The organism is Enterobacter sp. SA187 (assembly GCF_001888805.2).
Classification (GTDB): Bacteria; Pseudomonadota; Gammaproteobacteria; order Enterobacterales; family Enterobacteriaceae; genus Enterobacter_D.
In genome coordinates this window covers 2780214-2805388 of record NZ_CP019113.1, presented here as the reverse complement: position 1 = coordinate 2805388, position 25175 = coordinate 2780214, and the positions used below count along the sequence as shown (strand labels likewise).

Below are 25175 nucleotides of genomic sequence, written 5' to 3'. Positions count from 1 at the left end.
CTGGCGTTCAGAAAAGAAAAGGGTGGCAAAAGCCACCCTCTGTTTTGAAAAATCAGGATGCGTTGGCATCCGCCGTTCCGGGTAAGGGCTCCGGCAACTGCGGCGCAAAGCCGCGCAGCCCCACCACGTGTACGTGCTCCTGGTTGTTGAAGACCTTACGCACCAGTTTGTAGGTGGTGCCTTTTTCCGGACTGATATTTTCCGGCGCCGCGATGATCAGCTGCATCTCCAGGCGTTCACAAAGTTCAAACAGCGTGGCAATGGAACGGGCATCCAGACGGGCCGCTTCATCAAGGAACAGCAGACGGCATGGCGAGATATCTTTTCCGCGCAGGCGGCGGGCTTCGTCTTCCCAGCTTTGTACCACCATCACCAGGATGGACATACCGGTACCGATCGCCTCCCCGGTGGAGAGCGCGCCGGATTCCGCACGCAGCCAGCCGTCGGAGCCACGGTTCACTTCCACTTCCATCTCCAGATAGTTGCGGTAGTCCAGCAGCTCTTCACCGATGGTCTGCGGCGTGCGCTGGCCCATGTCGATCTGCGGATTCAGGCGCTGATACAGCTTCGCCAGCGCTTCCGAGAAGGTCAGGCGATTGCTGTTGAACAGATCCTGATGCTGCTCGTGCTGCTCCGAGAGGACGTCCAGCAGCGTGGCGTGGGTTTCCCGCACGTTGACATTAAGCCGCACGCTGTTTACCTGGCCGAAGGAGACGCTTTGCAGGCCCTGGTTCAGCTGACGAATACGGTTCTGCTCGCGCTGAATGGTTTTACGGATGATATTCGCCGCGCTGCGGGAGCTGATAGCCAGCTTCTGCTCGCGGGAGGTCAGCTCTTCCGTCAGACGGCTCAGTTCGATTTCCATCTGTTCGATGGCCTCGACCGGATCGTCGGTGCGGATAATATCCTGACGGATACGCTCGCGCAGATGCTGATACACCGCCACGAAGAACTGAATTTTACGCTCCGGACGTTTGGGATCTTCCGACAGGCGCAGCACGTCACGCAGGTGTTCGTTGTCGGCCACCGCCAGACGCAGCGCGCCCAGCGCTTTATCCGACATGGAACGCAGCTCATCGGCGCTGAGATATGCCAGCTCGCGGCGGTGCAGACGGCGTTCAACGCCATTGTCTTTCACCATGCGCATTACCGCGCACCAGCCCGCTTTCGACATCACGACCTGCTCGCGCATCTCATGATAATCGCGCTCAAGGCGTTTGAGGCTGCGCGTCAGGGTATCCATTTCTGCCTGACACAGGGTCAGGGCTTTTTCCAGCTGGTTGCGGCGTGAGCGGTTGCCGGACAGACGGGCATGCAGTTCATCGCGACGAATACGCGCGCGCTCCTCGGCACCGCTGTCGGCGCGCACGCCGATATCCTGCAACTCTTTAAGCAGATCGTTGAGCAGCTCTTTTTTGGTGTCGTAAGAGCTTTTCAGCGATGCCTGCACCTGACTGTACTGGCTCAGCTGCGCGGCGTGGCTGCGCATCGCTTCACGGGCGCGAGTACGTTCGGCTTCGGCCTGTTCCAGACGTTTACGCAGCTTCTCATTGAGATCGCTGTTGCCGTCGAGCATCTGCGCTGAATCGCTGTAGCTGAAGTGCGCGCGGCGCTGTACCACTTCGATCAGCGCAAACGCCTGCTGACGCGCATCGCGCTGTACCTGCTGGGAGTACGCGTAATCTTCTTTCAGCTGTTCGTACTGTTCCGGATCGCTTTGCAGCACCGATACCATTGGCTCCAGCTTCGCCAGCTGATTGCCGAACTGCTGAATAAAGCGCGCCGCTTCTTCGGCCTCGTCGAGACGTTCGCGGATCTCGTCCACGCGGTCGGCAAGGGTGTCATCTTCCAGCAGACTGATGCGCGGCAGCAAGCGGTTAAGGGCGGCGACGCCCTCTTTCGCCTGCTCAAACTGCATGCGGCTTTGCTGGTTGTCATTTTCATGCGCGCTGATGGCGCGTTCCAGTTCGCCACGGCGACTGGTCAGCTGGCGGATCTCGGCTTCGGGATCGTTTTCGAACGCCACGCCGATATGACCGCCGATAAAGCGGCTGAACGCCTGATGCAGACGCTGGGTTTTCTGCACGTCAAAGGACAGGGTCGCGAAACGTTCAGAGAGGGTTTCGCGCTCGGCATGCAGGCTTTCGATACGGTTTTCACGCGCCGCGCGGCCAAACAGCGGCAGCGACGGGAACCGGGAGTAACGCCACTGGCGGTCGGCGACTTTCACAATCACCGCTTTTTCCAGCTCATCGACGCCGAACACGCTGTCGTCAAAGGACTGCGGATCCCCTTCGATCAGATAGAGATCTTCCGGACAATCGTCCAGCCCCTCTAACTGTTCGGTGATCAGTGACAGATCCGGCACCACGATCGCGTGGCGCGACGGGCCGTAAAGCGCCGAATAATAGGGAGCGTCTTCAAGGCTGACATCGTCATAGATTTCCGACAGCAGAACGCCGCCAAAACGCTCCGCCAGCGCATTAAGACGCGGATCTTCGGAGCCGCCCGGCTGACTTAAGCGCTCGATTTCGTCGTCAACCGCCTGTTTGCGCGCGCCCACTTCATCGCGCTCGACGATGGCTTCGCGCTCGCGCTCCAGCAGCTGTTGCAGGTATTCCGTGACTTCCTGGCTGCTTTCGAACTCCTCGCCCGTCTGCTCACACAGTTGCGCCAGGCTGTTCTGCGCCGCCAGCCAGATTGGGGCGCGCTTCATCAGCACCTGAATACGCGACTGAAGCTGTTCCAGCTCCTGACGCAGCGCCATACGCTGTTCACCGGCATTCGCCACCGTTTCAGACAGCGAGGCGATTTGCGCTTCCAGCTGCTGATGCAGGGCTTCGAGGCCGTCGGCATCGATATTTTTGCCGTGGCGTTTGCAGAATTCCGCCAGCAAACGCTCGGCGTCCTGCTGTTCGCGCAGACGCTGCTCCAGCTCGTTCAGACGCATGCGCAGCGGCTGCACCTGCTCCGCCAGATGGCGCTGGTTCACGCCGTCGCGCAGTAATTCGCGCGCCACGCTCCAGGCCTCGTTACGGGACAGCGGGCCGTTGATCGCCGCCACCAGCTGGTAAGCCTGTTCAAACTGGCTGTGCGCGGTTTGCGCGACGCTCATTTTCTGATCGAGGGACAACAGTTTTTCGGTGGCTTCCTGCTCTTTGGCCTGGAAAGTTTCCAGCCATTCGTCGGCGCTTTCGGCGGTCAGATCCGGCAGATGGCAAAGCTCGCGGGCGCGTTGCAGGGCCTGCAACGCCTGGTTGTACTGAATGGCGCGCGTTTGCTGCACGTCCAGCGCCTGCTGATAGTTCGCCAGCTGGCTTTTCAGCTCATCCACTTCCAGCTCGGCGGCTTCAGCGCGGGCTTCGTTTTCTTCCTGCTGATCGGCGGCTTCCGCCACCACTTCGTTCTGTTCTTCGAGGCGGATTTGCAGTTCTTCAAGATCCGCTTCGTAGCGTTCGATCTTTTCCTGCTGACGCAGCGCGGTTTGCACCAGGTTCAGGTGATCGCTGGCGGCCTGATATTCGGCTTCCAGATCGCCCTCGGCACCGGTGTGCTCCTGCAGTTCGCGCGCCATATCCACGTGCTTGTACTGCTCCGCCGACAGCTGCTGGCGGGAGGTAAAGAGTTCGCGACGATAGGCCAGCGCCTGGTCGAGATGCACGCGGCGCTCGTTGGCGTGGCGCATATAGTCCGACGCCACATAGTTGGTGGCTTCCGAGATCAGGTGTTTAAACAGATCCCTGTCCGACTGGGTGACGCGGATCGCTTCCAGCGTCATGCGGTTTTCACGCAGCGCGGCTTCCATATCCTGGAACGCTTTACGCACGCCGCCGTTTTCCGGCAGCAGGTAGTCGCGCAGTGAACGGGTAATGGCGCTGGAGATCCCGCCATACAGCGAGGCCTCGATCAGACGGTAGAATTTGCTACGGTCGGAGGCTGAGCGCAGACGACGGGCGACAATGCCCAGATCGAACATCAGCGAATGATAGTCGGTGATGGAGTTAAACTGCTTGAACTGCACCCCTTCCAGGGTGTCGAGCTTGTCTTTCAGCTCGGCCAGCGACAGCACGCGCGCCTGGCGCTCGTTCAGCGTTTCGGTCAGCAGCTGCGTCGGCAGAATATCGGCAGGCAGCCCCTGAATAGCAAAGGGTTTGATGTCCACTTTGCGATCGCGTCCGGCGACCTGTTGCAGGCGCACGCCCACCACCACGCGCTGGTGACGCGAGTTGATGACGTCGAGTACCGAATAACAGACGCCCGCTTTCAGTTTGCCGTGCAGACCTTTATCGCGCGAGCCGCTGGTGGCCCCCGCTTCGGTGGTGTTACGGAAGTGCAGTAGCGTCAGATCCGGGATCAGCGCCGTGACGAACGCCGCCATGGTGGTGGACTTACCGGCACCGTTACCGCCTGACAGCGTGGTGACCAGTTCATCCAGATCAAAGGTGCGGGCAAAAAAGCCGTTCCAGTTAATCAGCGTGAGTGAGCGAAATTTTCCGCGGTCGATCATTATTCTTCCTCCCCACCGTCCGGCAGAGTTTCTTCCTGCTCGTCATTGAGCTGCAGGTTATTTTCAATCTGCATGGCTTCGCCATCACGAATTAAGCGACGCTGCGCTTCACGCGGATCGTCGCCGCTGCGCACGTCCGCGCCGAAGCGGAATACCGATTCGTTAATGCGGAATTTGCTGTTGTCGTTGCCCATAAACCAGATCATGCCGAGACGGCGCAGACGATTTAACGAGGAGCGCACTTTTTCCTGCAGTTTCTGGCGGTCAAGGTCAGAGCCGGTAGAACGGTTGTTCACCAGTTTTAAGAGCTTCATTTCATCCGCCAGCGACAGCAGCTCATCATAAAGCTCCTGCTGGCTGAAAATGCCTTCGTTCGCCAGACGCTCCGGGCTGAGGTAGAGGTAGCAGAGAATTTTGCCAACCATCATGTCCAGCTCTGACAGCACCGAGCGGGGAATAAGCGTGGTGGAGCGCGGGCGCAGATAGAAGAAACCTTCCGGCGCGCGGATCAGCTCCACGTTATAACGAGCGTAAAACTCTTCCAGATACTCCTGGAAATCCATCAAAAAGGCGTGATTATCCAGCTCATCCAGGCCGATGTGACGACCGGCGCGCAGTGCGCTGTCCAGCGCCGGAAACAACGGATTCGCCAACGCCTGCGCCAGTTTCACTGGCATCACTTGTTCAATATTTGTCAATGACATGCGCCTGTACCCTGGCTCCGTAATCGTTAATCGGCTGCCATTCGGGTGGCAGTCCGGTGAAATCGCCCTGCGCTACGCCGAGGCGCACCGCCTGATCAACCACAATCCGCGCCACGTCGAAGTGACGCGCGCGCGGGTATTGCGACAGATACTCGCGCACCACGAGGCCCAGATCGAGCGGCACTTGTCTGGTTTTGTACACCGCCAGCTGTGCTTCGATCATCGCGGCGAGCTGCTCGCGGATTTCATTAAATTCTTCAAACTCCAGATCCGGCGGCAGTTCGCCGGTGACCTCTTCATCGCGCAGCGTCATCTCTTCGTCGCGCATATCCAGCAGTCGGTCTGCGCTGGCGTAGGTCAGTGCCCAGGGGGCATCGAAATAGGTTTGTACCGACTGGCGCAGACGCTGGGCGAAGACGCGGTTTTTATCCATGTCGATAGCGGTACGGATAAATTTGTGCACGTGGCGGTCATAGCCGATCCACAGGTCAATAGCCTGCTGGCCCCAGCTTATGATGCGGTCAAGCTTGCTTTGCAGATCGAAGACCAGACGGTCAACAAACTCCAGATCGTTGCGTCCGACGGTGGCATCCTGGATCTGCAATAGATTGGCCTGCAGCTTATCCCCCGCCGCCTCCAGCGTATCCTGCAGTTCGCGCAGTGTACCTGAGGTTTCTGACAACAGAAGTTCACAGCTGGAAATGGCCGCGCGCCAGTCTTTGTTCAGCAGCTGGGCGATGTCGTCTTTCACCAGCTGCTGCTGCTCGTCCATCACGCGCTGGGTCAGATCGATGCTGTCGAAAATCTCCGCCACCGAGTATTTCAGCGGCGCGAAAACGTTACGGTGCCAGTGGAACTCGTCCCCGCCTGCATCGGCGGCATCGGCGGCCCGTTTCAGCTCTGCCGCCACGATGGACAGCTGCATGGAAAGGCGCAGCGTCGAGAATTCGCGCTGGCGAATATAGTAATCGGTAATGCCCATGCCCAGCGGCGTCAGGCGGTAAATGGCATTGCCTTCGGCCTGTTCGCTGGTAAAGCGGTTCAGCAGACGTTGACGCACCATGTCGTTGATGGCGTTGTTCGCGCGCACATTGATGGTTTCGCTGGTTTGCTCAAACGCATCACTGACGTGGCGGAACGCGTCTACCAGTTCCCCTTCGCTCATCTCTCCGTCGAGGCGTTCGCCATTCAGCGTGGCGACGGCCAGCAGAAATGAAAGCCTGTCCACCGGCAGCGAAATGGAAAAATCATTTTTCCTCGCCCAGGCGACCAGTTCGGGGACTGTCTGAGAAAATTCACTCATCGTTTATCCTTGCACCTGCGGCTTTAGCGCGGTCACGTGTATATAGCGGCCAAGATTGATATAAGGCTCCTGACGGCAATAGCGTGTTTCTAATTCGACTAGCGCTGGAAAACAGTCGCGTTGCATCTGTTTTACACGCAGATAATCATGGAACACCCGCACGCCCGTTTTGCCGGTGATCTGCCAGCCAATCTGTTCCAGCCAGCGATACACCTCGGCGGGATCGCGCGGATAATCGGGCGACAACGTGCGCTTTTTCTTCTTCGGCATCCCGAGCTGTACGTAATCAAAATTCCCGACCACCATGTTGTGCATCAGCAGGCCATGGACGTTAAAGAACATCAGGGACAACGCCCCGCCTTCGCGCAATACCGACCATAAGGTCTGGAGCGCGGCGACCGGTTCCGCCACCCATTCCAGCACAGCGTGAAACAATATCAGATCAAGCGGGCTTTCCAAATGCTGGCTGATGTCCTGCACCGCGCATTGTACAAAATGCATGTTGCCGCTCACACCCTGCGCGTCGGCGGCCGCTTTTGCGCGGACGATCATCTCAGCCGACACATCGCACAGCGTCACGTGATGACCGCGCTGCGCCATTTTAATTGCCGTTTGTCCTTCACCGCCGCCAGCATCGAGAATGCGCAGCGGCTGCGTGCCAAAGGTCGCCAGCAGACCGTCAAGATCCTGCCATAAGATCGCCTGACGCAACTGGCCCTTGGTCGTGCCATAGATGTTGCGGGAGAACTTTTCCGCGATGTCGTCGAAATTGCGATCCTTCATGGCTGTGCGATCCTGGCAAAACCGCTATTTTGTCACAGCCGCGCCCAGAAGGAACCTATCTGGTGTAATATCGCCGGAATTCACCTGCTGTATGGTTAAAAAGGAGACGGATGCGGTGTTTTTTACGCTCAAAAAATATATAGGCGGTTTTATTCTCCCCCTGCCGCTGCTGCTTTTGCTGATGGCGCTCGGGATCGCTCTGCTGTGGTTTTCCCGTTACCAGCGCACGGGCAAAACCCTCGTCAGCGTCAGCTGGCTGGTGCTGTTACTGCTGAGCCTGCAACCCGTCGCCGATGGCCTGTTAAAACCGATCGAAGATAAATACCCTACCTGGCGCGGTACGCAGCAGGTGAGTTATATCGTGGTGCTGGGGGGCGGTTATACCTGGAACCCTGAGTGGGCGCCCAGCTCGAATTTAATCAATAACAGTCTGCCGCGTCTTAATGAGGCGGTGCGTTTGTGGCGCATGAACCCGGGCGCGAAGATGATCTTCACCGGCGCGGCGGCGCCAGGCAATCCGGTGACCACCGCTGAAGCGGGCGCGCGGGTGGCGGAAACCCTCGGCATTCCGCGCAGCGACATTATTACGCTGGGGACGCCGAAAGATACGGAAGAAGAAGCGGCGGCGGTAAAAGCGGCGATTGGCGATGCGCCTTTCCTGCTGGTGACGTCGGCGTCCCATCTGCCGCGGGCGATGATATTTTTCCAGCAGGCCGGGTTACATCCGCTGCCTGCACCGGCGAATCAGTTGGCGATCGCCTCGCCGCTTAACACCTGGGAACGTATTATTCCCTCCCCGGTCTGGCTGATGCACAGCGACCGGGTGGGCTATGAAACCCTGGGACGCATCTGGCAGTGGTTAAAAGGCACTTCCGGCGAGCCAGGGAAGGAGTGATTTGGAGGCCAGCTCAAAGCGGCTGCGGTTAAACTGCCCGGTATTGACCAGCCGGGCCACTTCATCCCACAGCGTATACAACCAGCGCCGCCAGATAAAGGACTCCGCAACGGGCGCGCGCTGGAGGTAATGCCACAGCAGGCTTTCGGCGTAGTCGCTTTCGCACAGCCGGAAGAGTTCATACTCCCTGGGCGCCCAGAGCATCGGGCCGGGCGTAACCGCCGCGAGCAACTGATCGCTGCGCGCATCTTTCAGCATACTGCGCAGCGTGAAATTGCCGTGCACCAGAACACAGTTGTCATTAAAGCCGTCAAAGAGCGCGGGCAGACATTCACGGGTGCGAAACAAAATGCGTTTGTTCTGCATGGAAAGGCCGGTATTTTTGAACTGACCGAGGGTGGTCCACAGCACTTCGACGCGCTGGCGATACCAGGACGGCCAGATGTTTTCCTGGGTGCTGTCCACCACGCCCACGCAGCCGTGGCTGTCGTGTCTGTGCCAGCTCAGCAGGCCTTCGACAATCTGATCTTTGAGCTGTTGCCAGCGCTCCGGCGAACGGGCCGGGGCTTCCACCGATACCCCGCGCAGCCGCTCAATCAGTAAGACGTCGGGGCCGGGGTGCTCTTCATGGGTCATGACACCGTACACCACCGGTAAACGTACCGTGCCGCTGCGCGCCAGCATCGACATTTTCCACGCCAACTGGCGGGCAACCCCGGGCGTGGTAAAGCTTCTTGCCAGTAATGGCAGCGGATTACCGTTGCTGTCGTACAGTGACCACAGTGCGGTATCCGCTTTTTCGCTTACGCATTCCAGGCGGCTTAGCCTTTCGCCCAGTAGATGACTCAATTCAGCGCGCAATCGTTCCATATCCGTTTACCCCTATGAAAACTACTGTTTTCATAATGAGCGTCTGTCACGATCTTGTCACCCGCATGAGATCAAAAGAGCAGGAGATAGTCCAAAGATAAGGCTGTACCGCGTTTTAGCTTATCTCTGGACAAAGTACGGAGGGATTAGCTGCGGGCCATTTCGACGCGAACACGCTCCAGATCTTCCGGCGTGTCCACACCGGTACCCGGCACCGTCTGCGCGACGGCCACGTGAATTTTCTCGCCGTACCAGAGCACACGCAGTTGCTCCAGCATTTCGATCTGCTCAAGCTGGCTTGGCTGCCAGGTGACATAGCGGCGGATAAAGCCAGCGCGATAGCCATAAATCCCGATATGGCGCAGGAAAGTATGGCCGATGGCGTCACGGCTTTGCGCAAAACGATCGCGATCCCAGGGAATGGTGGCGCGGGAGAAATAGAGCGCATAGCCCTGCGCATCGGTCACCACTTTTACCGCGTTCGGATTGAAGGCTTCTTCTGCGCTGTGGATCGGCACCGCCAGGGTCGCCATACCCACGTCGCGCTGCGCCAGATTTTCCGCCACCTGACGCACAATCGCCGGGGGGATCATCGGCTCATCGCCCTGAATATTGACGATGATGGTGTCGTCGCTAAGACCGCATTTTTCCACCACTTCCGCCAGACGTTCGGTGCCGGACTGATGATCGACGCGGGTCATGCACACTTCGCCACCCACCGCTTCCACCGCACGGGCCACCTCTTCATGATCCGTGGCGACAATAATGCGTTCCGCGCCAGATTCGCGGGCACGCTCCAGCACGTGCACCACCATCGGCTTGCCGTTGATGTCCACCAGCGGTTTGCCCGGCAGACGGGTTGAGGCATAGCGCGCCGGAATTATGACGACGAAACTCATGGACGGTTCTCTTCAGCAGTGAGGGCGCGGGCTTCGTTTTCCAGCAGCACCGGAATGCCTTCACGCACCGGGAACGCCAGATTGTCGATTTTGCAGACCAGCTCCTGTTTCTCCTGGCTGTAATAGAGTTTGCCGGTGCAAACCGGGCAGGCGATGATTTCAAGCAGACGGTGATCCATGGTTCCTCCAGATGGAACGGATAAGGTTTCGCAAAAGTTTACCATATACATTTTTCAGGCCGGGTCAATTTCCCAGCCTGTGGGACAGGCAGGGAATAATTCCGGCGGACAGCGCGTTATGCTCACGCGGGTCGCTCCCTGCCAGGCGGCAAATTCGGTAATGGCCTGAAGAAGTCCCTTTTCCAGCGTGCGGCCAGGCGTGATGCCCGCCTCCGGGTAGAGCGCAATGATTTCCAGCACGCCCGTTTTGCGGTGCATTTTGGCATCCATACGCCCGACCAGCTGACCGGCGTGCAGCAGCGGCAGAACAAAATAGCCGTACTGCCGTTTGGGCGCAGGGGTGTAGCATTCCAGACGGTAGCTGAAGTTAAACAGCTGTTCGGCACGCTTGCGATCCCAGACCAAAGGATCAAAGGGCGACAGCACGGCGCTGTGGGTGGCGGTCAGTTTGCCCGCTGCGGCCAGCGCCAGCTCTTCCGTCAGCGAGGCGTGCACCCATGCCGGGCCAAGCTCCTCAACGGTGACCGGAATAATTTTTTGTTCTTCCTGCCAGCGCGCGAGTAAGGCTGGCAGCGCAGGCTGACGCAGACGGTAGTAATCCGCCAGCCATTGAGGACGAAACAGCCCAAGGCTGCGGGCGCTGTTTTCCAGCATAATGGCTTCGGCCTGCGTCTGGCTGAGCAGATCGCGTTCGTCGTCCCACTCCGGCATCACGCGGCTGGTGAGATCGTAAACGCGCTGGAAGTTTCGCCGTTCAACCACCATCACCTTGCCGGCAGTGTACAGCCCCTCCAGATGCTTTTTATGCGGTTTCCAGTCCCACCAGCCGCTGGTACCGGTGCGCGGATGGGCAAAGTCCGCCGAGCGTACCGGGCCGTTTTCATGGATTTGCAGCAAAAGCTGTTCGATCTCTGGCGCATGCTCCTCCATCCAGGCGGCACGGTATTTCCAGCCCATATTTTGCGGGTTCAGCATGCGATGGCGCACCAGCGCAAAATCGCTGCGCGGCAGGAAACAGGCTTCATGGGCCCAGTATTCCATGAGGTCACCGGCGCGTAAGGCGTCATCAAGCCAGTGCTGCGGATAAGCGCCGAGACGGCTGAACAGCACCAGATAAGGGCTGCGCGCCACGATATTAATGGTGTCGATTTGCAGCAGGGACATGCGGCGGATCGCGGCGAGAATATCGGCGGGACGGGCACGGCGACGCGGTTTTTTTAGTAGCCCCTGTGCGGCGAGATGCAGACAGCGGGCGGCGGATAGAGAAAGATGCGCAACTGACATAGGGATCCCTGTGATAAGCAGCGCCTCAGGCCGGATGGTTACCCTGCTGCGCCAGCGTAAGCAGTTCCCGGAGAAGTTGTTCGGGTTTGTCTCCCGTAAGCTGTGCATCCACCGGCAGATACCACCAGTGATCTTCAGCAAACGCACGGCACTTCACCGCGTCTTTTTCGGTCATGACCAGCGTCTGACCGGATCCGGTAAAGGCGCTGACCTGAGCATGATCCAGCGCCTGGTGATCGGCAAGCGCAATAGCTTTTTCAGGCTGCACGCCGCAGTCGGCCAGGGTGGCAAAGAAGCGCGGCGGATGACCAATGCCCGCCATCGCAACGACATGCGCCAGTTCGCGCACGTCCCGACGCTCGCCGCTTTTCAGATTAATCGCCAGACCAGGGTGCAGACGCATCGGGATCTCACCCTGCCGCGCTTCGCCGCCGTTGACGATCACCGCATCCACGCTTTGCAGTCTGGAAGCCCGCTCGCGCATCGGGCCTGCGGGCAGCCACCAGCCATTGCCGAAGCGACGTACGCCGTCGATCACCACAATTTCTTTATCTCTGGCGAGACGGTAGTGCTGCAAACCGTCGTCAGTGACGATGATTTGCACCGGGTAGCGGGCAAGGATCGCCTGCACCGCGTCGGATCGCACGGGCGACACCGCCACAGGCGCGCCGGTGCGCTGGAAAATCAACACCGGCTCATCACCGGCTTCATCGGTAGACGTTTGCGGATTGAGCAGCAGCGGGTAACGGGCAGCCTTGCCGCCGTAACCGCGCGAGACGATGCCCACGCGCACGCCACGCTGTTGCAGTTGCTCCACCAGCCAGATCACCACCGGCGTTTTGCCGTTGCCGCCCGCGGTGAGATTCCCCACCACCACCACCGGCACGGGCGCGCGCCAGGATTTATTCAGTCCGATACGGTAGCTCAGGCGGATCGCGCCGCTCACCAGACCATACAGCCAGGAGAGCGGCAGCAGCAGTCGCCACAGCGGCGACTCCCCTGACCAGATGCGGGCTATCATTCGCCGAACTGCATCTTATGCAGCTGAGCGTACACGCCCTGACGGGCAATCAAATCGGCGTGGCTACCGCGTTCGACGATACGTCCGTCTTCCACCACCACAATTTCATCGGCCTGTTCGATGGTCGACAGGCGATGGGCGATGACCATGGAAGTCCGATTCTTTTGCAGTTCATCCAGCGCCGCCTGAATGGCGCGTTCTGATTCGGTGTCCAGCGCCGAGGTGGCTTCATCAAGGATGAGGATCGGGCTGTCACGCAGCAGCGCGCGGGCAATGGCGATACGCTGACGCTGACCGCCGGAAAGCAGGACGCCGTTTTCACCAATGATGGTATCGAGACCGTTATCCATCTTATTGATAAAGTCCAGCGCATAGGCCATGCGGGCGGCATTCTCTACCTGCTCGCGGCTGTACTCTTCAGTGCGGGCATAGGCAATGTTGTTAGCCACGGTATCATTGAAGAGATGGACATTCTGCGAAACCAGCGCCACCTGATTACGCAGCGACGCCAGGGTGTATTCGCGCAGATCGTGTCCGTCGAGCAGAATTTCCCCTTCGTCGATGTCGTAAAAACGGGTCAGCAGGCTTGCCATGGTCGATTTACCCGACCCGGAGCGCCCGACCAGCGCCACGGTTTTACCCGCCGGAATGGTCAGGTTGATATTACGCAGCGCAGGCGTATCACGGCCCGGATAGGTAAAGGTGACGTTACGGAATTCGATGTCGCCTTTCGCGCGCTCAAGCTGGCGGGTGCCTTCGTCTTTTTCCTGCTCGCTGTCGAGAATGGAGAACAGCGTCTGACAGGCCGCCATACCGCGCTGGAACTGGGCGTTGACGTTGGTGAGCGATTTCAGCGGACGCATCAGGGCGATCATGGAGGAGAACACCACGGTGATGGTACCGGCCGTGAGGGTTTCCATTACGCTCGGGAAGCTGGCGGCATAGAGTACAAATGCCAGCGCCAGCGAGGCGATCAGCTGAATAATAGGATCGGAAATCGACGATGCGGAGACCATTTTCATGCCCTGCAAACGCATCTTATTGCTGACCTTATCGAAGCGTTTGGCTTCGACGCCCTGACCACCGAAAATCAGCACTTCTTTGTGGCCTTTCAGCATCTGCTCGGCGCTGGTGGTCACCTGCCCCATGGTGTTCTGCATATTCTTACTGATGCTGCGAAAACGCTTCGACACTACGCGAATAGCGATGGACACAATGGGCGCCAGGACAATAAGAATGAGGGAGAGCTGCCAGCTGTAGTAAAACATCAGTACAAACAGCCCGATAATCGAGGCCCCTTCGCGTACGACGGTGATCAGCGCACCGGAAGAGGAGGAAGCCACCTGCTCGGAGTCGTAAGTGATACGGGACAGCAGCGTCCCGGTAGATTGCTTGTCGAAGAAAGCAACCGGCATCCCCATCATATGACCAAACAGGCGACGACGCATGGTCATCACCACTTTGCCCGACACCCAGGAGATACAGTAACTCGACACATAACTGGTGAGTCCGCGCAGGATCATCAGTCCAATGACCACCAGCGGCATCCACAGCAGCACCGATCGGTCTGTTTTACCAAAGCCTTCGTCCAGTAAAGGTTTGAGGAGCGATAGCATGAAGGTATCGCTGGCTGCGTTGAGGATTAACGCTACACCCGCCACGAGCAGACCCGTTTTGAAAGGTGCAATCATTGGCCAGAGACGGCGGAATGTTTGCCACGTGGAGAGATCTTTGTCGTTATGCATTCAAAAAACCAGCACTTGTTGAAATAGCCGCATATTCTACCTGTTATATCCTGGGACGCCAAACCACTGATGATACCAACGCGGGAAAAGTTGATCCCGTAAGCCTAAGATTTCCCATCCTTCTGCGGAAAAATGGAGGCTGATTTGCCCCTGGTGCGGGGTATCGAACCACTTATATCCCTGCTGCTGATAACGGCGAACAATCTTTTCTGATGGCAATCGCCAGGCGTTAAAGCGTGACGCTGAGGCCAGTGCCGCCTGGCCTCCTGCCCGTTGCAGCAAGGGCAGCGACGACGATGTGCTGCTGCCATGATGCGGCACCTGAACGACAGTTGCCCGTAAATGCTGCCAGTAATGGCTAAGCATAGATTGCTCTGCGGAAGCTTCAATGTCGCCGGTAAGCAAAATGCTGTTTTTACCGTCGTCCACTTTTACCACGCAGGAGCGGTTGTTTCCCTGAAGGGCAGTACCCGGCAACGGCCAGTGAACGCTGAACGTCAGCCCCTGCCACTGCCAGCGCTGGCCGCGAAAGCACGGCAAATGCCCGGCCTCGTCCAGCGGACTGCGGATCCAGGCCGCTGGCCACGTCTGACGCAGGGTTTCCAGCCCGCCCCGGTGATCGAGATGGTCATGACTGAGGATGATGCCTTCCGGCTGCAGGTGATGCCAGCGCAGCCAGGGTACAATCAATTGCTGTGCACTGTCGCCGCCCGGCCATGCCAGCCCGGTATCATAGAGAATGGCCTTGCCCTGCCGGGCAACCACCATCGCCAGCCCCTGCCCGACATCCAGCATATAGACAGACCAGCGGTCTTTGGGCGTGCTTTTCCATAACGGCTGCGCCATCAGCAGCACCGCTGCGGCACAGACAAAGGGCGACGTTTTCCAGATACGCAGACGCCAGATAACTATCATCAGCCAGGGCGCAAATGCCAGCCATTGCCAGCGCCTGTCGATGCTGTACCAGCCATCGGGTAAAGCATTCAGAAAGCCGAACAGCGCCGTCAGCGTGTCATCGGCTCGCGTCCAGATCCAGGCTTCCAGTCCGTTAAATGCCGTCAGATGCAGCAACATCCCTGCCAGGATCAGCGGCACACATACGAAGGTGACAAGCGGCACCGCCAGCAAATTAGCCACCAGGGATGTCAGGCTGATGCCGTGAAACAGCGCCACCTGTAACGGCAGCAGTAATAGCATCATGCCAGTTTGCAGGTGGATCAGGCTTATCATGCTGCGCAGTAATCGTCCGCCGCGAAACGCGGGCAGCGGTAGCCACTGATACCAGAAGATTAACGCCGCTACCGCGAACGCCGACAGCCACAGGCTTTCTGACAATACCGCAAGCGGATCGATAAACAGGATCGCCGCGAGACAGCAGAGCCAGACGTGCCACGCCGACCATTGCCGTCCTGAAAGCCGCAGCGCCGCCAGCACCGCAAGCGACACGACTGTGCGCAGGGCGGGCGGTTGCAGCCCGGTCAGCCAGGCATAACCTGTCGCGCATAGCAGTCCTGTTAATAAGGGCGCGCGCCAGTCGATCCAGCGGCCCGGCAGTAAGAACTGTATTCCGCGAGCTAACAGCCAGCCGAGCGTGGCCGCAAGAGCAATATGCAGTCCGGATATGGCCATCAGATGTGCAGTGCCGGTCTGACGCATAATCGCTTTCACCGGGGCATCCAGTGCTCTTCGCTCCCCCATTCCTAATGCCAGCAGCACCGCTCGCCAGCGTGCTTTTTCAAGCGTTGCGTCAAGGGAAGCCAGATACTGCGCCCGCAGGCTACAGCGGGCATCAAGCACGTTCGCCCGGGTGAAGCGGCCGGTCACGGGCTTGTGTGTGGCCAGGGCGTAGCGCTGAGTATCAAATCCCCCGTCGTTAAGCTGACCGTGAACCGGGCGCACCCTGAGGGTCATCTTCCATAATTGTCCGGCACAGGCAGGCTGCGGCAGGTATTCGCCATAAAGCATGATCCCCGGCGCAGGATACAGAGCTTTCCCGTTCAGCCTTTCTATCACGCCGCGGTGCGTAGTGACGTTATCGGTACCGGTAAGACGCACTTCCGCCTGCCGGACGCGTCCGGGCAGGTGCTCTGTCGGCCAGAGGGCTTCTTTAGCGGCAAGCATCCCCCACGCCATAAACAGCAGCCATAGCCCGATATAACCTGAGCGGCGATCGCGGCAAACGCCTGCCAAACAACCGATAAAGATCATAATGAAGATGCTGTTAAGATCCGGCAGTTTTGGCAACCACAGCAGTGGCGTTATCGCGGTCAGCAGACACAGGGCAATTCCTGGCAAATGCATCCCCACCTCCTTGTTGCAGGTAGTGTGCATAAACCAGCGTGAGATGTCGGGCAGGCGTTTGCGGATTTACGGCGAAGGCCGGGAAGATTTTATCGGTTTGCAGCAACGGCGCTTTAAAAATGCGGCGCGGGTTGCGGAGAGATGTACCAGCCATGAAAAAAGCACCTCATTGGGTGCTTTTTTCAGGTCATTAAGTTTTCGCTTATCAGCAGTAAAACTTAATTTTCATAAATGTTGGCGCGGTCACGTAATTCTTTACCCGGCTTAAAGTGTGGGACATATTTGCCTTCCAGATCCACTTTGTCGCCTGTCTTGGGGTTACGTCCGGTGCGGGGTGCACGATAGTGCAGAGAGAAACTGCCGAAACCGCGGATCTCAATGCGCTCGCCCTGTGCAAGAGTCGAGGCCATATGCTCCAGCATCTCTTTCACCGCATCTTCAACAGCCTTTGCCGGGATATGCGATTGCTGGGTGGCAAGTCTTTCGATCAATTCTGACTTGGTCATGATTCCTCCGGTTTCCTTAGTAAGGAAAATTAGCTAACAGCTTATTAAACAAGGGCGGCCGTAGCCGCCCTTTGTTATTGATTACAGGACGAATCCTGCAATCTGTCAAGCTACTCGTCATCCTTCATGCGTTAGCACAAAAGATAGAGAGTATCTGATTACTCGCCTTTAGCTGCTTTGAACGCTTCAGCCATCGCGTTGGAGAAGTTGCTTTCTTCCTGTTTGTTGTTAACAGTAGCGATTGCATCTTTCTCGTCAGCTTCGTCTTTCGCACGAACAGACAGGCTAACTACGCGGTTTTTACGGTCAACACCGGTGAATTTAGCTTCAACGTCGTCGCCTACGTTCAGAACCAGAGTTGCATCTTCAACGCGGTCACGGGACGCTTCAGAAGCGCGCAGGTAACCTTCAACGCCGTCAGCCAGTTCTACGGTTGCGCCTTTAGCGTCAACTGCAGTCACTTTACCGTTTACGATTGCGCCTTTCTTGTTCAGAGCAACGTAGTTGTTGAACGGATCTTCTGCGAGCTGTTTAACGCCCAGGGAGATACGCTCACGCTCTGCGTCAACCTGCAGAACAACGGCTGCGATTTCGTCGCCTTTTTTGTATTCACGAACTGCTTCTTCGCCTGTAACGTTCCAGGAGATGTCAGACAGGTGAACCAGGCCGTCGATGCCGCCGTCCAGGCCGATGAAGATACCGAAGTCAGTGATAGACTTGATTTTACCTTCAACACGGTCGCCTTTGTTGTGCGTCTCAGCAAACAGCTGCCATGGGTTAGATTTGCACTGCTTCAGACCCAGGGAGATACGACGACGTTCTTCGTCGATATCCAGAACCATAACTTCCACTACATCGCCAACGTTAACAACTTTGGACGGGTGGATGTTTTTGTTGGTCCAATCCATTTCGGAAACGTGAACCAGGCCTTCAACGCCTTCTTCGATTTCAACGAAGCAGCCGTAGTCGGTCAGGTTGGTCACGCGACCAGTCAGTTTGGTACCTTCCGGATAACGCTTAGCGATAGCTACCCACGGATCTTCGCCCAGCTGTTTCAGGCCCAGAGATACACGAGTACGCTCGCGGTCGAACTTCAGCACTTTAACAGTGATTTCGTCGCCAACGTTTACGATTTCGCTCGGATGCTTAACGCGTTTCCATGCCATGTCTGTGATGTGCAGCAGGCCGTCAACGCCACCCAGATCAACGAATGCACCGTAGTCAGTGAGGTTCTTAACGATACCTTTAACTTCCATGCCTTCTTGCAGGTTTTCAAGCAGCTGATCGCGCTCAGCGCTGTTCTCAGACTCGATAACCGCACGACGGGAAACAACCACGTTGTTGCGTTTCTGATCAAGCTTGATAACTTTGAACTCGAGCTCTTTGCCTTCGAGGTGCAGAGTATCGCGAACCGGACGCACGTCTACCAGGGAACCCGGCAGGAACGCACGAATACCGTTCAGCTCAACAGTGAAGCCACCTTTAACTTTGCCGTTGATAACACCAACAACAGTTTCAGCGTCTTCGTATGCTTTTTCCAGCGTGATCCAAGCTTCATGACGTTTAGCTTTCTCACGGGACAGCAGAGTTTCACCGAAGCCGTCTTCGACTGCGTCCAGCGCAACGTCAACTTCGTCACCAACCTGAATTTCCAGTTCGCCCTGGGCGTTCTTGAACTGCTCAGCCGGGATGGCGGACTCAGATTTCAGACCGGCATCAACCAGTACGATATCTTTATCGATAGCAACAACAACACCACGAACGATGGAACCCGGACGGGTTTCGATTGTTTTTAAGGATTCTTCAAATAGTTGAGCAAAAGATTCTGTCATATTGATAATCTTCAGGATTCTTCAATTTAACGTCCATCTGGCTTCATGCCGGATGGGGTTGTTTCACATGCCTGCTCACACTCCATTGCAGCAGGTACTTCGGAATTTGGTCGCTAATTAAGCGAGCGCCAGCTTTTCGCGGGCGTATTGTAGCGCTTTTTCAATCACTTGCTCAATGCTTAAACTGGTAGAATCCAGAACTAATGCATCAGCAGCCGGCACTAGCGGCGCCACTGGCCGGTTACGGTCGCGATCGTCGCGTTCCTTTATCTCGGCCAAAAGGCGTTCAAAGTTAACACTAAAGCCATTCTCCTGCAACTGTAGCATGCGGCGATGCGCACGTTCTTCCGAGGAGGCGTCGAGGAAAATCTTCACCGGCGCGTCGGGGAAAACCACCGTGCCCATGTCGCGGCCATCGGCGATAAGCCCCGGGGCATCGCGGAAGGCGCGCTGACGACGAAGCAAGGCTTCACGTACACGTGGGAACGCCGCGATTTGCGAGGCGGCGCTGGCCACTTCCTGGGTGCGGATCTCGCCGCTCACGTCTTCCCCTTCGAGGATCACTTCCAGATTGCCATTGGTAGAGACAAAGCGGACATCCAGGTGGGCTGCCAGCGGAACCAGGACATCTTCCGAGGTCACATCAACGTGGTGATGTAATGCCGCCAATGCCAGCACGCGATAAATTGCGCCTGAATCCAGCAGATGCCATTGCAATGTTTCCGCCATCGCTTTGCACAGCGTACCTTTACCTGCGCCGCTTGGCCCATCAATGGTGATTACCGGGGCAATTGCCGTCATCTTTTTCTCCTTAATAAAGGCATACCGTTAACGTGAACGCCGCGCATTATACGCTGCAACGCGAATGACCGTTACTGTCGCGTGAAAATAACCAAAAGCGTAATAACGGTGGGGAGAAGAATGGCGCAAGTATAGAGGGCTGACAGGAAGTCAGCCCGGAAAGAGACAATTTGTTACTTTTTATCCAGCGCGTCTGGATTGTCGCCCTTTACGCCAGCGTGCTGATGCGCGCTAACTGTTCGAAATAATCCGGGAAGGTTTTCGCCGTACATTTCGGATCGAGAATGGTAACCGGCGTATCGGACAGCGCCACCAGCGAGAAGCACATCGCCATGCGGTGATCGTTATAGGTGCCGATCTCGGCCAGGGTTAACGAGGCCGGAGGGGTGATGCGGATATAATCTTCGCCCTCCTCCACCTCTGCGCCTACCTTGCGCAGTTCGGTCGCCATCGCAAACAGACGGTCGGTCTCTTTTACGCGCCAGTTGTAGATGTTGCGCAGCGTCGTGGTGCCGCGGGCAAACAGCGCTGCCGTGGCGATGGTCATTGCCGCATCCGGGATATGATTCATATCCATATCCACTGCATTCAGCTCACCACGGGTGCAGGCAATGTAATCATCGCCCCATTCCACGGTCGCGCCCATTTTTTCCAGCACGTCCGCAAAACGGATATCGCCCTGCACGCTGTTGCGGCCAATGCCGGTGACTTTTACCGTCCCGCCTTTGATGGCACCCGCCGCAAGGAAATAAGAGGCAGAAGAGGCATCGCCTTCTACCAGATAATGTCCTGGCGACTGGTAGTGCTGCGCGCCGCGTACCACAAAGCGCTGATAATTCTGGTTATCCACCGTCACACCGAAGGTTTTCATCAGATGCAGGGTGATGTCGATGTACGGCTTAGATACCAGATCGCCTTTAATGGTAATAAAGGTATCCTGCGCCGCCAGCGGCGCGGTCATCAGCAGTGCGGTTAAAAACTGACTGGAGACGCTGCCGTCAACCTCAATCTCGCCGCCAGCGAAACCACCGCGTAAACGCAGCGGCGGGTAATTTTCCTGCTCCAGATAGTCGATCTGCGCGCCGCCCTGACGCAGGGCGTCCACCAGATGCCCGATAGGACGCTCTTTCATACGCGGCTCGCCGGTCAGCACCAGATCGTTGTTTCCCAGACAAAGCGCCGCCGCCAGCGGACGCATCGCCGTACCGGCGTTACCTAAAAATAACTCCAGCTTTTCAGCGGAAACTAACGGGCCGCCCGCGCCTGTCACTTCACAGCGGGTACGATCGTCGGACAGCCTGTACTGCACCCCCAACGCGCTCAGGGCATTGAGCATATGGCGAACGTCATCACTGTCCAGCAGGTTGGTCAGAACAGTGGTGCCGTGCGCCAGCGCGGCCAGCAGCAACGCGCGGTTGGAAACGCTTTTTGAACCTGGCAGATTGATGGTGCCATTAACACGCGCGATGGGTTGTAACGTCAGGGATTCCATGAAGCTTAACTCTCAAAAAAACGGAATAAAAACCCCGCAGTCAGGCTGCGGGGGTAGCGATGGGATGCGGGATTAACCGTGGCGGCGTTCGAAATCCGTCATGAAGTCGGTCAGCGCCTGAACACCTTCCAGCGGCATGGCGTTATAAATTGAGGCGCGCATACCGCCCACGACGCGGTGGCCTTTCAGCGCATGTAAACCGGCGGCGAAGGACTCTTCAAGGAACAGCTTATCAAGCTGGCTGTCGGCCAGCTGGAAAGGCACGTTCATGCGCGAGCGGTTAGCGACGGCCACATCGTTGCGGTAGAAGTCGCTGTTATCGATGACGCCGTACAGCAGGCTGGCTTTTTGCTGATTGATGTGGTCCATGGCCGTGACGCCGCCATTCTTTTTCAACCATTTGAACACCAGCCCTGACAGATACCAGGCAAAGGTCGGCGGAGTGTTAAACATGGAGTCGTTATCGTTTAACACGGTGTAATCGAGGATCGAGGGACAGGCGGGATGCGCTTTGCCGAGCAGATCTTCACGTACGATCACCAGCGTCAGTCCGGCCGGGCCGATATTTTTCTGCGCGCCGGCGTAAATTACGCCGAAGCGGCTGACATCCAGCGGCGAGGACAGAATGGTCGAGGATAAATCCGCCGTTACCACGACGTCGCGCCCGAAATCCGGAGTCTCATGAATGGCGATACCGTCGATGGTTTCGTTCGGGCAATAATGCATATAGGCGGCGTTATCACTGAGCTGCCATTCACGCATCGGCTTCACAGCACGCAGACCGTCAACGGTAGTTTTAGCGTCAATGACGTTTGGGGTGCAGTATTTTTTCGCCTCTTTTACCGCGCTTGCCGCCCAGTAACCGGCATCAACATAATCGGCAGTGGTTTTATCGCCGAGGATATTCAGCGGGATACCGGCGAACTGACCGCGACCGCCGCCGTGACAGAATAAAACTTTATAGTTTGAGGGGATGTCCAGCAGATCGCGAAAATCCTGTTCTGCTTCTTCTGCCACCTGAATAAATTCTTTTCCACGGTGGCTGATTTCCATTACCGATGTGCCAAGACCGTTCCAGTCGCACAACTCCTGTTGCGCCTGTTTAAGCACCTCTGCCGGTAAAACCGCCGGACCTGAACTGAAATTAAACACCTGAGCCATTTCCCCTCACCATGCTGATAGCAATAAGTTATTCCTGTGACATCGGTTTTACCATTCAGTGACGGGTGTCGCAACGGGTAATGGCGCACAGCCCGGAATTGTGGGCGTTATCACATAGCACAATGTCCGGACTTGCTGATTTCTTATGGAGAAAAACGCTGTCAGGTAATGCGTAGCGCGCGGCTCGCTTTTGACCATTCGGGATGGGCGCAGCGCGGGCAGAGCATCCGCTGACCCGCCTTCATTCTTATGACCTCACTGCACCTTATGCAGGCGTAATCATCTTCTTCAGGAATAGTCGTGAAACGCGGGCTCCATTCCGGCGGCAATATACTCAGACCCGGACGGACTTCATTATCAGGATAATAATAGAGGCTGATCTGGCCATTGGTTTCCATGATCGCCAGTTTGACCTGCCCCAGCTGTTCGACGCCGTTAACCCGCAGCTCCATAAAAAATTCAAATTCGGTGAGGTTTTCTTTTTGCAGTTTTTCCCACGCCAGCTCGCCTTCTTCGATGACGATCACCGCCTTACCTTCAAAAAGATCTTCCAGTTTTTCACTGTGAGCCATCAACCACATCACCAGCCGGTAAAGCACCGCCAGGGTAAGAAATACGATGAATACGGGCAGCATAGGGACATCGTCGTAAAACGCCACATCCCCCGCAGCCGATCCCAATGTCAGAATTATCAGCACTTCAAACAGCGACATCTGCCGTACGCCACGGCGACCTGCCAGCTTAAGAAATATAAAAACCAGCACAAAAGTATAAAGACTACGCAGCGCGACTTCGCCCAAAAACTCCAGCGGCACTTTATCCAGCATCATACGTTGCAGATCAAACGCTTTCATTTTATTCATCCTGAACAGTATGTTAGTGAGTATAAGCATAGTGGGAAGTTTTATTTTTGCCGCCCGGCTTACTTCGATAGCGCCTGTCACGCAAAACCCGTATCATTGCGCGCTTTCCGTACGAATAAAGTGAAGACAATGACGCAAACATTTATCCCCGGCAAAGATGCCGCTCTGGAAGATTCCATCGCCCGCTTCCAGCAAAAACTGCTCGATCTCGGCTTCGATATAGAAGAAGCCTCCTGGCTGAATCCGGTTCCGAACGTCTGGTCTGTGCACATCCGGGATAAAGCCTGCTCACTGTGCTTTACCAACGGCAAAGGCGCGACCAAAAAGGCGGCGCTGGCTTCCGCGCTGGGCGAATATTTCGAACGCCTCTCCACCAACTATTTCTTTGCCGATTTCTGGCTGGGCGATGCCATCGCCAATGGCCCGTTCGTTCATTACCCTAACGAAAAATGGTTCCCGCTGCCGGAAGACGACGAACTGCCGAAAGGCATTCTTGATGAGCGTCTGCGCGCGTTCTACGATCCGGAAAACGAACTGACCGCCAGCATGCTGATTGATTTGCAGTCCGGCAATGAAGAGCGTGGGATCTGCGGCCTGCCTTTCACCCGTCAGTCCGATCAGCAGACGGTTTATATTCCCATGAACATCGTTGGCAACCTGTACGTTTCTAACGGTATGTCTGCCGGTAATACCGCCAACGAAGCCCGCGTTCAGGGTCTGTCTGAGGTGTTTGAGCGCCATATCAAAAACCGCATCATCGCCGAAAGCATCAGCCTGCCGGTAATCCCGGCTGACGTTCTGGCGCGCTATCCGGGCGTGGTGGCATCTATTGAAACGCTGGAAGCCGAAGGTTTCCCGATTTTCGCGTATGACGCCTCGCTGGGCGGTAAATATCCGGTGATCTGCGTCGTGCTGTTTAACCCGGCTAACGGCACCTGCTTCGCCTCTTTCGGCGCGCACCCGGACTTTGGCGTGGCCCTTGAGCGTACTGTGACCGAGCTGTTGCAGGGACGCGGACTGAAAGATCTCGACGTCTTTACGCCGCCAACCTTTGATGATGAAGAAGTGGCTGAACATGCGAATCTCGAAACGCACTTTATCGATTCCAGCGGTCTGATCTCCTGGGACATGTTCAAACAGGATGCGGATTATCCGTTCGTGGACTGGAGCTTTGCCGGCACCACCGAAGAAGAGTTTGCCACCCTGATGGCCATCTTTAAGGCGGAAGATAAAGAAGTCTATATCGCCGACTACGAGCACCTGAGCGTGTACGCCTGCCGCATCATCGTGCCGGGAATGTCTGATATTTATCCGGCGGAAGATCTGTGGCTGGCGAATAACAGCATGGGCGCGCACCTGCGTGAGACTCTGCTGGCGCTGCCGGGCAGCGCGTGGGAAAAAGAAGATTATCTCAATCTGATCGCGCAGCTGGATGAAGAAGGCCATGACGATTTCACCCGCGTGCGTGAACTGCTGGGTATCGCCACGGGTAAAGATAATGGCTGGTACACGCTGCGCATCGGCGAACTGAAAGCGATGCTGGCGCTGGCGGGTGGCGACACCGAGCAGGCGCTCATCTGGACGGAATGGACGATGGAATTCAACGCCTCGATCTTTACGCCGGAACGCGCCAACTATTACCGCTGCCTGCAAACGCTGTTGCTGCTGACGCAGGAAGAGGATCGCGAGCCGCTGCAATATCTGCACGCTTTTGTGCGTATGTACGGCGCAGAGGCCGTGGAAGCGGCCAGCGCGGCGCTGAGCGGTGAAGCGCCCTTCTATGGCCTGCAGGCCGCCGACGGCACATTGACCGCCTTCCCGGCGCATCAGTCTCTGTTACAGGCATATGAGAAGTTGCAGCGCGCGAAAGCGGCCTACTGGACAAAATAAGCAGAAATAACATTACAACCTGTAGGCGTAAGCGCAGGTTCAGGCTATATTACGGGGCGATTAAATCGCCCCTTTTTTTATTATTTTGTAATGAACCGCAAATGTAATAATTAAGTTAATTATGGGTGAATATTATTAT

At 56.8% G+C, this 25175-nt stretch carries 19 protein-coding genes; 2 read left to right on the top strand and 17 right to left on the bottom strand.

What is annotated here, in order from left to right:
* Window positions 1-52: 52 nt before the first annotated feature.
* Genes mukB through cmoM form a run of 4 tightly spaced genes read right to left on the bottom strand, consistent with a single transcriptional unit; the run spans window position 53 to window position 7297 of the window.
* Window positions 53-4507, bottom strand: a complete 4455-nt coding sequence (gene mukB / locus BMF08_RS13330) for a chromosome partition protein MukB (RefSeq protein ID WP_072568042.1) — start codon at window positions 4505-4507, stop codon at window positions 53-55.
* Window positions 4507-5211, bottom strand: a complete 705-nt coding sequence (gene mukE / locus BMF08_RS13325) for a chromosome partition protein MukE (protein WP_072568041.1) — start codon at window positions 5209-5211, stop codon at window positions 4507-4509. The genes mukB and mukE overlap by 1 nt, the downstream gene beginning before the upstream one ends.
* Window positions 5192-6514 (bottom strand): chromosome partition protein MukF, encoded by a 1323-nt coding sequence (mukF, locus tag BMF08_RS13320; RefSeq protein WP_072568040.1) that lies wholly within the window; start codon window positions 6512-6514, stop codon window positions 5192-5194. The genes mukE and mukF overlap by 20 nt, the downstream gene beginning before the upstream one ends.
* Before the next feature lie 3 nt (window positions 6515-6517).
* Entirely contained in the window at window positions 6518-7297 is a 780-nt protein-coding gene (gene cmoM / locus BMF08_RS13315; protein WP_072568039.1) for a tRNA uridine 5-oxyacetic acid(34) methyltransferase CmoM, read from the bottom strand.
* 115 nt (window positions 7298-7412) lie between these two features.
* Here cmoM and elyC point away from each other — a divergent pair, with 115 nt between their 5' ends.
* Complete coding sequence (elyC, locus tag BMF08_RS13310) at window positions 7413-8192, top strand: envelope biogenesis factor ElyC (RefSeq protein WP_072569429.1); 780 nt, start codon at window positions 7413-7415, stop codon at window positions 8190-8192.
* Here the strand turns inward: elyC and BMF08_RS13305 are convergent.
* From BMF08_RS13305 to BMF08_RS13245, 13 genes are all read right to left on the bottom strand, one after another.
* The gene (locus BMF08_RS13305; protein ID WP_072568038.1) at window positions 8157-9062 is read right to left on the bottom strand and encodes a YcbJ family phosphotransferase; all 906 of its coding nucleotides are present in this window, start codon (window positions 9060-9062) and stop codon (window positions 8157-8159) included. The two genes, elyC and BMF08_RS13305, sit on opposite strands and share 36 nt — an antisense overlap.
* 146 nt (window positions 9063-9208) lie before the next feature.
* A complete protein-coding gene (kdsB, locus tag BMF08_RS13300) occupies window positions 9209-9961 on the bottom strand; it encodes a 3-deoxy-manno-octulosonate cytidylyltransferase (RefSeq protein WP_072568037.1) in 753 nt (250 codons plus the stop codon).
* The gene (ycaR, locus tag BMF08_RS13295) at window positions 9958-10140 is read right to left on the bottom strand and encodes a protein YcaR (protein ID WP_072568036.1); all 183 of its coding nucleotides are present in this window, start codon (window positions 10138-10140) and stop codon (window positions 9958-9960) included. The genes kdsB and ycaR overlap by 4 nt, the downstream gene beginning before the upstream one ends.
* Before the next feature lie 54 nt (window positions 10141-10194).
* Window positions 10195-11424 (bottom strand): winged helix-turn-helix domain-containing protein, encoded by a 1230-nt coding sequence (locus BMF08_RS13290; RefSeq protein ID WP_072568035.1) that lies wholly within the window; start codon window positions 11422-11424, stop codon window positions 10195-10197.
* A 25-nt stretch (window positions 11425-11449) separates the two neighbouring features.
* Window positions 11450-12445, bottom strand: a complete 996-nt coding sequence (gene lpxK, locus BMF08_RS13285; RefSeq protein ID WP_072568034.1) for a tetraacyldisaccharide 4'-kinase — start codon at window positions 12443-12445, stop codon at window positions 11450-11452.
* Window positions 12442-14190, bottom strand: a complete 1749-nt coding sequence (gene msbA, locus BMF08_RS13280) for a lipid A ABC transporter ATP-binding protein/permease MsbA (protein WP_072568033.1) — start codon at window positions 14188-14190, stop codon at window positions 12442-12444. Before msbA ends, lpxK begins: the two co-directional genes overlap by 4 nt.
* Before the next feature lie 36 nt (window positions 14191-14226).
* Window positions 14227-16491, bottom strand: coding sequence for a ComEC family protein (locus BMF08_RS13275; RefSeq protein WP_072568032.1), 2265 nt, complete (start codon window positions 16489-16491; stop codon window positions 14227-14229).
* 218 nt (window positions 16492-16709) lie between these two features.
* The gene (ihfB, locus tag BMF08_RS13270) at window positions 16710-16997 is read right to left on the bottom strand and encodes an integration host factor subunit beta (RefSeq protein WP_072568031.1); all 288 of its coding nucleotides are present in this window, start codon (window positions 16995-16997) and stop codon (window positions 16710-16712) included.
* Between the two features lie 158 nt (window positions 16998-17155).
* The gene (gene rpsA / locus BMF08_RS13265; protein WP_072568030.1) at window positions 17156-18829 is read right to left on the bottom strand and encodes a 30S ribosomal protein S1; all 1674 of its coding nucleotides are present in this window, start codon (window positions 18827-18829) and stop codon (window positions 17156-17158) included.
* A gap of 117 nt (window positions 18830-18946) precedes the next feature.
* Window positions 18947-19630, bottom strand: coding sequence for a (d)CMP kinase (gene cmk, locus BMF08_RS13260; protein WP_072568029.1), 684 nt, complete (start codon window positions 19628-19630; stop codon window positions 18947-18949).
* A gap of 208 nt (window positions 19631-19838) precedes the next feature.
* Window positions 19839-21122, bottom strand: a complete 1284-nt coding sequence (gene aroA, locus BMF08_RS13255; protein WP_072568028.1) for a 3-phosphoshikimate 1-carboxyvinyltransferase — start codon at window positions 21120-21122, stop codon at window positions 19839-19841.
* Window positions 21123-21194: 72 nt separating this feature from the next.
* Window positions 21195-22283 carry a 3-phosphoserine/phosphohydroxythreonine transaminase gene (serC, locus tag BMF08_RS13250; protein ID WP_072568027.1) on the bottom strand — a complete coding sequence of 363 codons (1089 nt, stop codon included), beginning with the start codon at window positions 22281-22283 and terminating at the stop codon, window positions 21195-21197.
* 161 nt (window positions 22284-22444) lie between these two features.
* Window positions 22445-23137, bottom strand: coding sequence for a DUF421 domain-containing protein (locus BMF08_RS13245; protein ID WP_072568026.1), 693 nt, complete (start codon window positions 23135-23137; stop codon window positions 22445-22447).
* A gap of 138 nt (window positions 23138-23275) precedes the next feature.
* Between BMF08_RS13245 and ycaO the strand changes: the two genes are divergently transcribed.
* Window positions 23276-25036, top strand: coding sequence for a 30S ribosomal protein S12 methylthiotransferase accessory factor YcaO (ycaO, locus tag BMF08_RS13240; protein WP_199775922.1), 1761 nt, complete (start codon window positions 23276-23278; stop codon window positions 25034-25036).
* Window positions 25037-25175 lie beyond the last annotated feature (139 nt).

Coding starts and splice junctions, on each gene's coding strand:
- kdsB (WP_072568037.1), bottom strand. CDS start 9,961: ATGAGTTTCGTCGTCATAATTCCGGCGCGCTATGCCTCAACCCGTCTG.
- mukF (WP_072568040.1), bottom strand. CDS start 6,514: ATGAGTGAATTTTCTCAGACAGTCCCCGAACTGGTCGCCTGGGCGAGG.
- BMF08_RS13275 (WP_072568032.1), bottom strand. CDS start 16,491: ATGCATTTGCCAGGAATTGCCCTGTGTCTGCTGACCGCGATAACGCCA.
- aroA (WP_072568028.1), bottom strand. CDS start 21,122: ATGGAATCCCTGACGTTACAACCCATCGCGCGTGTTAATGGCACCATC.
- ycaO (WP_199775922.1), top strand. CDS start 23,276: ATGACGCAAACATTTATCCCCGGCAAAGATGCCGCTCTGGAAGATTCC.
- ycaR (WP_072568036.1), bottom strand. CDS start 10,140: ATGGATCACCGTCTGCTTGAAATCATCGCCTGCCCGGTTTGCACCGGC.
- mukE (WP_072568041.1), bottom strand. CDS start 5,211: ATGTCATTGACAAATATTGAACAAGTGATGCCAGTGAAACTGGCGCAG.
- BMF08_RS13290 (WP_072568035.1), bottom strand. CDS start 11,424: ATGTCAGTTGCGCATCTTTCTCTATCCGCCGCCCGCTGTCTGCATCTC.
- msbA (WP_072568033.1), bottom strand. CDS start 14,190: ATGCATAACGACAAAGATCTCTCCACGTGGCAAACATTCCGCCGTCTC.
- lpxK (WP_072568034.1), bottom strand. CDS start 12,445: ATGATAGCCCGCATCTGGTCAGGGGAGTCGCCGCTGTGGCGACTGCTG.
- cmk (WP_072568029.1), bottom strand. CDS start 19,630: ATGACGGCAATTGCCCCGGTAATCACCATTGATGGGCCAAGCGGCGCA.
- cmoM (WP_072568039.1), bottom strand. CDS start 7,297: ATGAAGGATCGCAATTTCGACGACATCGCGGAAAAGTTCTCCCGCAAC.
- mukB (WP_072568042.1), bottom strand. CDS start 4,507: ATGATCGACCGCGGAAAATTTCGCTCACTCACGCTGATTAACTGGAAC.
- ihfB (WP_072568031.1), bottom strand. CDS start 16,997: ATGACCAAGTCAGAATTGATCGAAAGACTTGCCACCCAGCAATCGCAT.
- BMF08_RS13305 (WP_072568038.1), bottom strand. CDS start 9,062: ATGGAACGATTGCGCGCTGAATTGAGTCATCTACTGGGCGAAAGGCTA.
- BMF08_RS13245 (WP_072568026.1), bottom strand. CDS start 23,137: ATGAAAGCGTTTGATCTGCAACGTATGATGCTGGATAAAGTGCCGCTG.
- serC (WP_072568027.1), bottom strand. CDS start 22,283: ATGGCTCAGGTGTTTAATTTCAGTTCAGGTCCGGCGGTTTTACCGGCA.
- rpsA (WP_072568030.1), bottom strand. CDS start 18,829: ATGACAGAATCTTTTGCTCAACTATTTGAAGAATCCTTAAAAACAATC.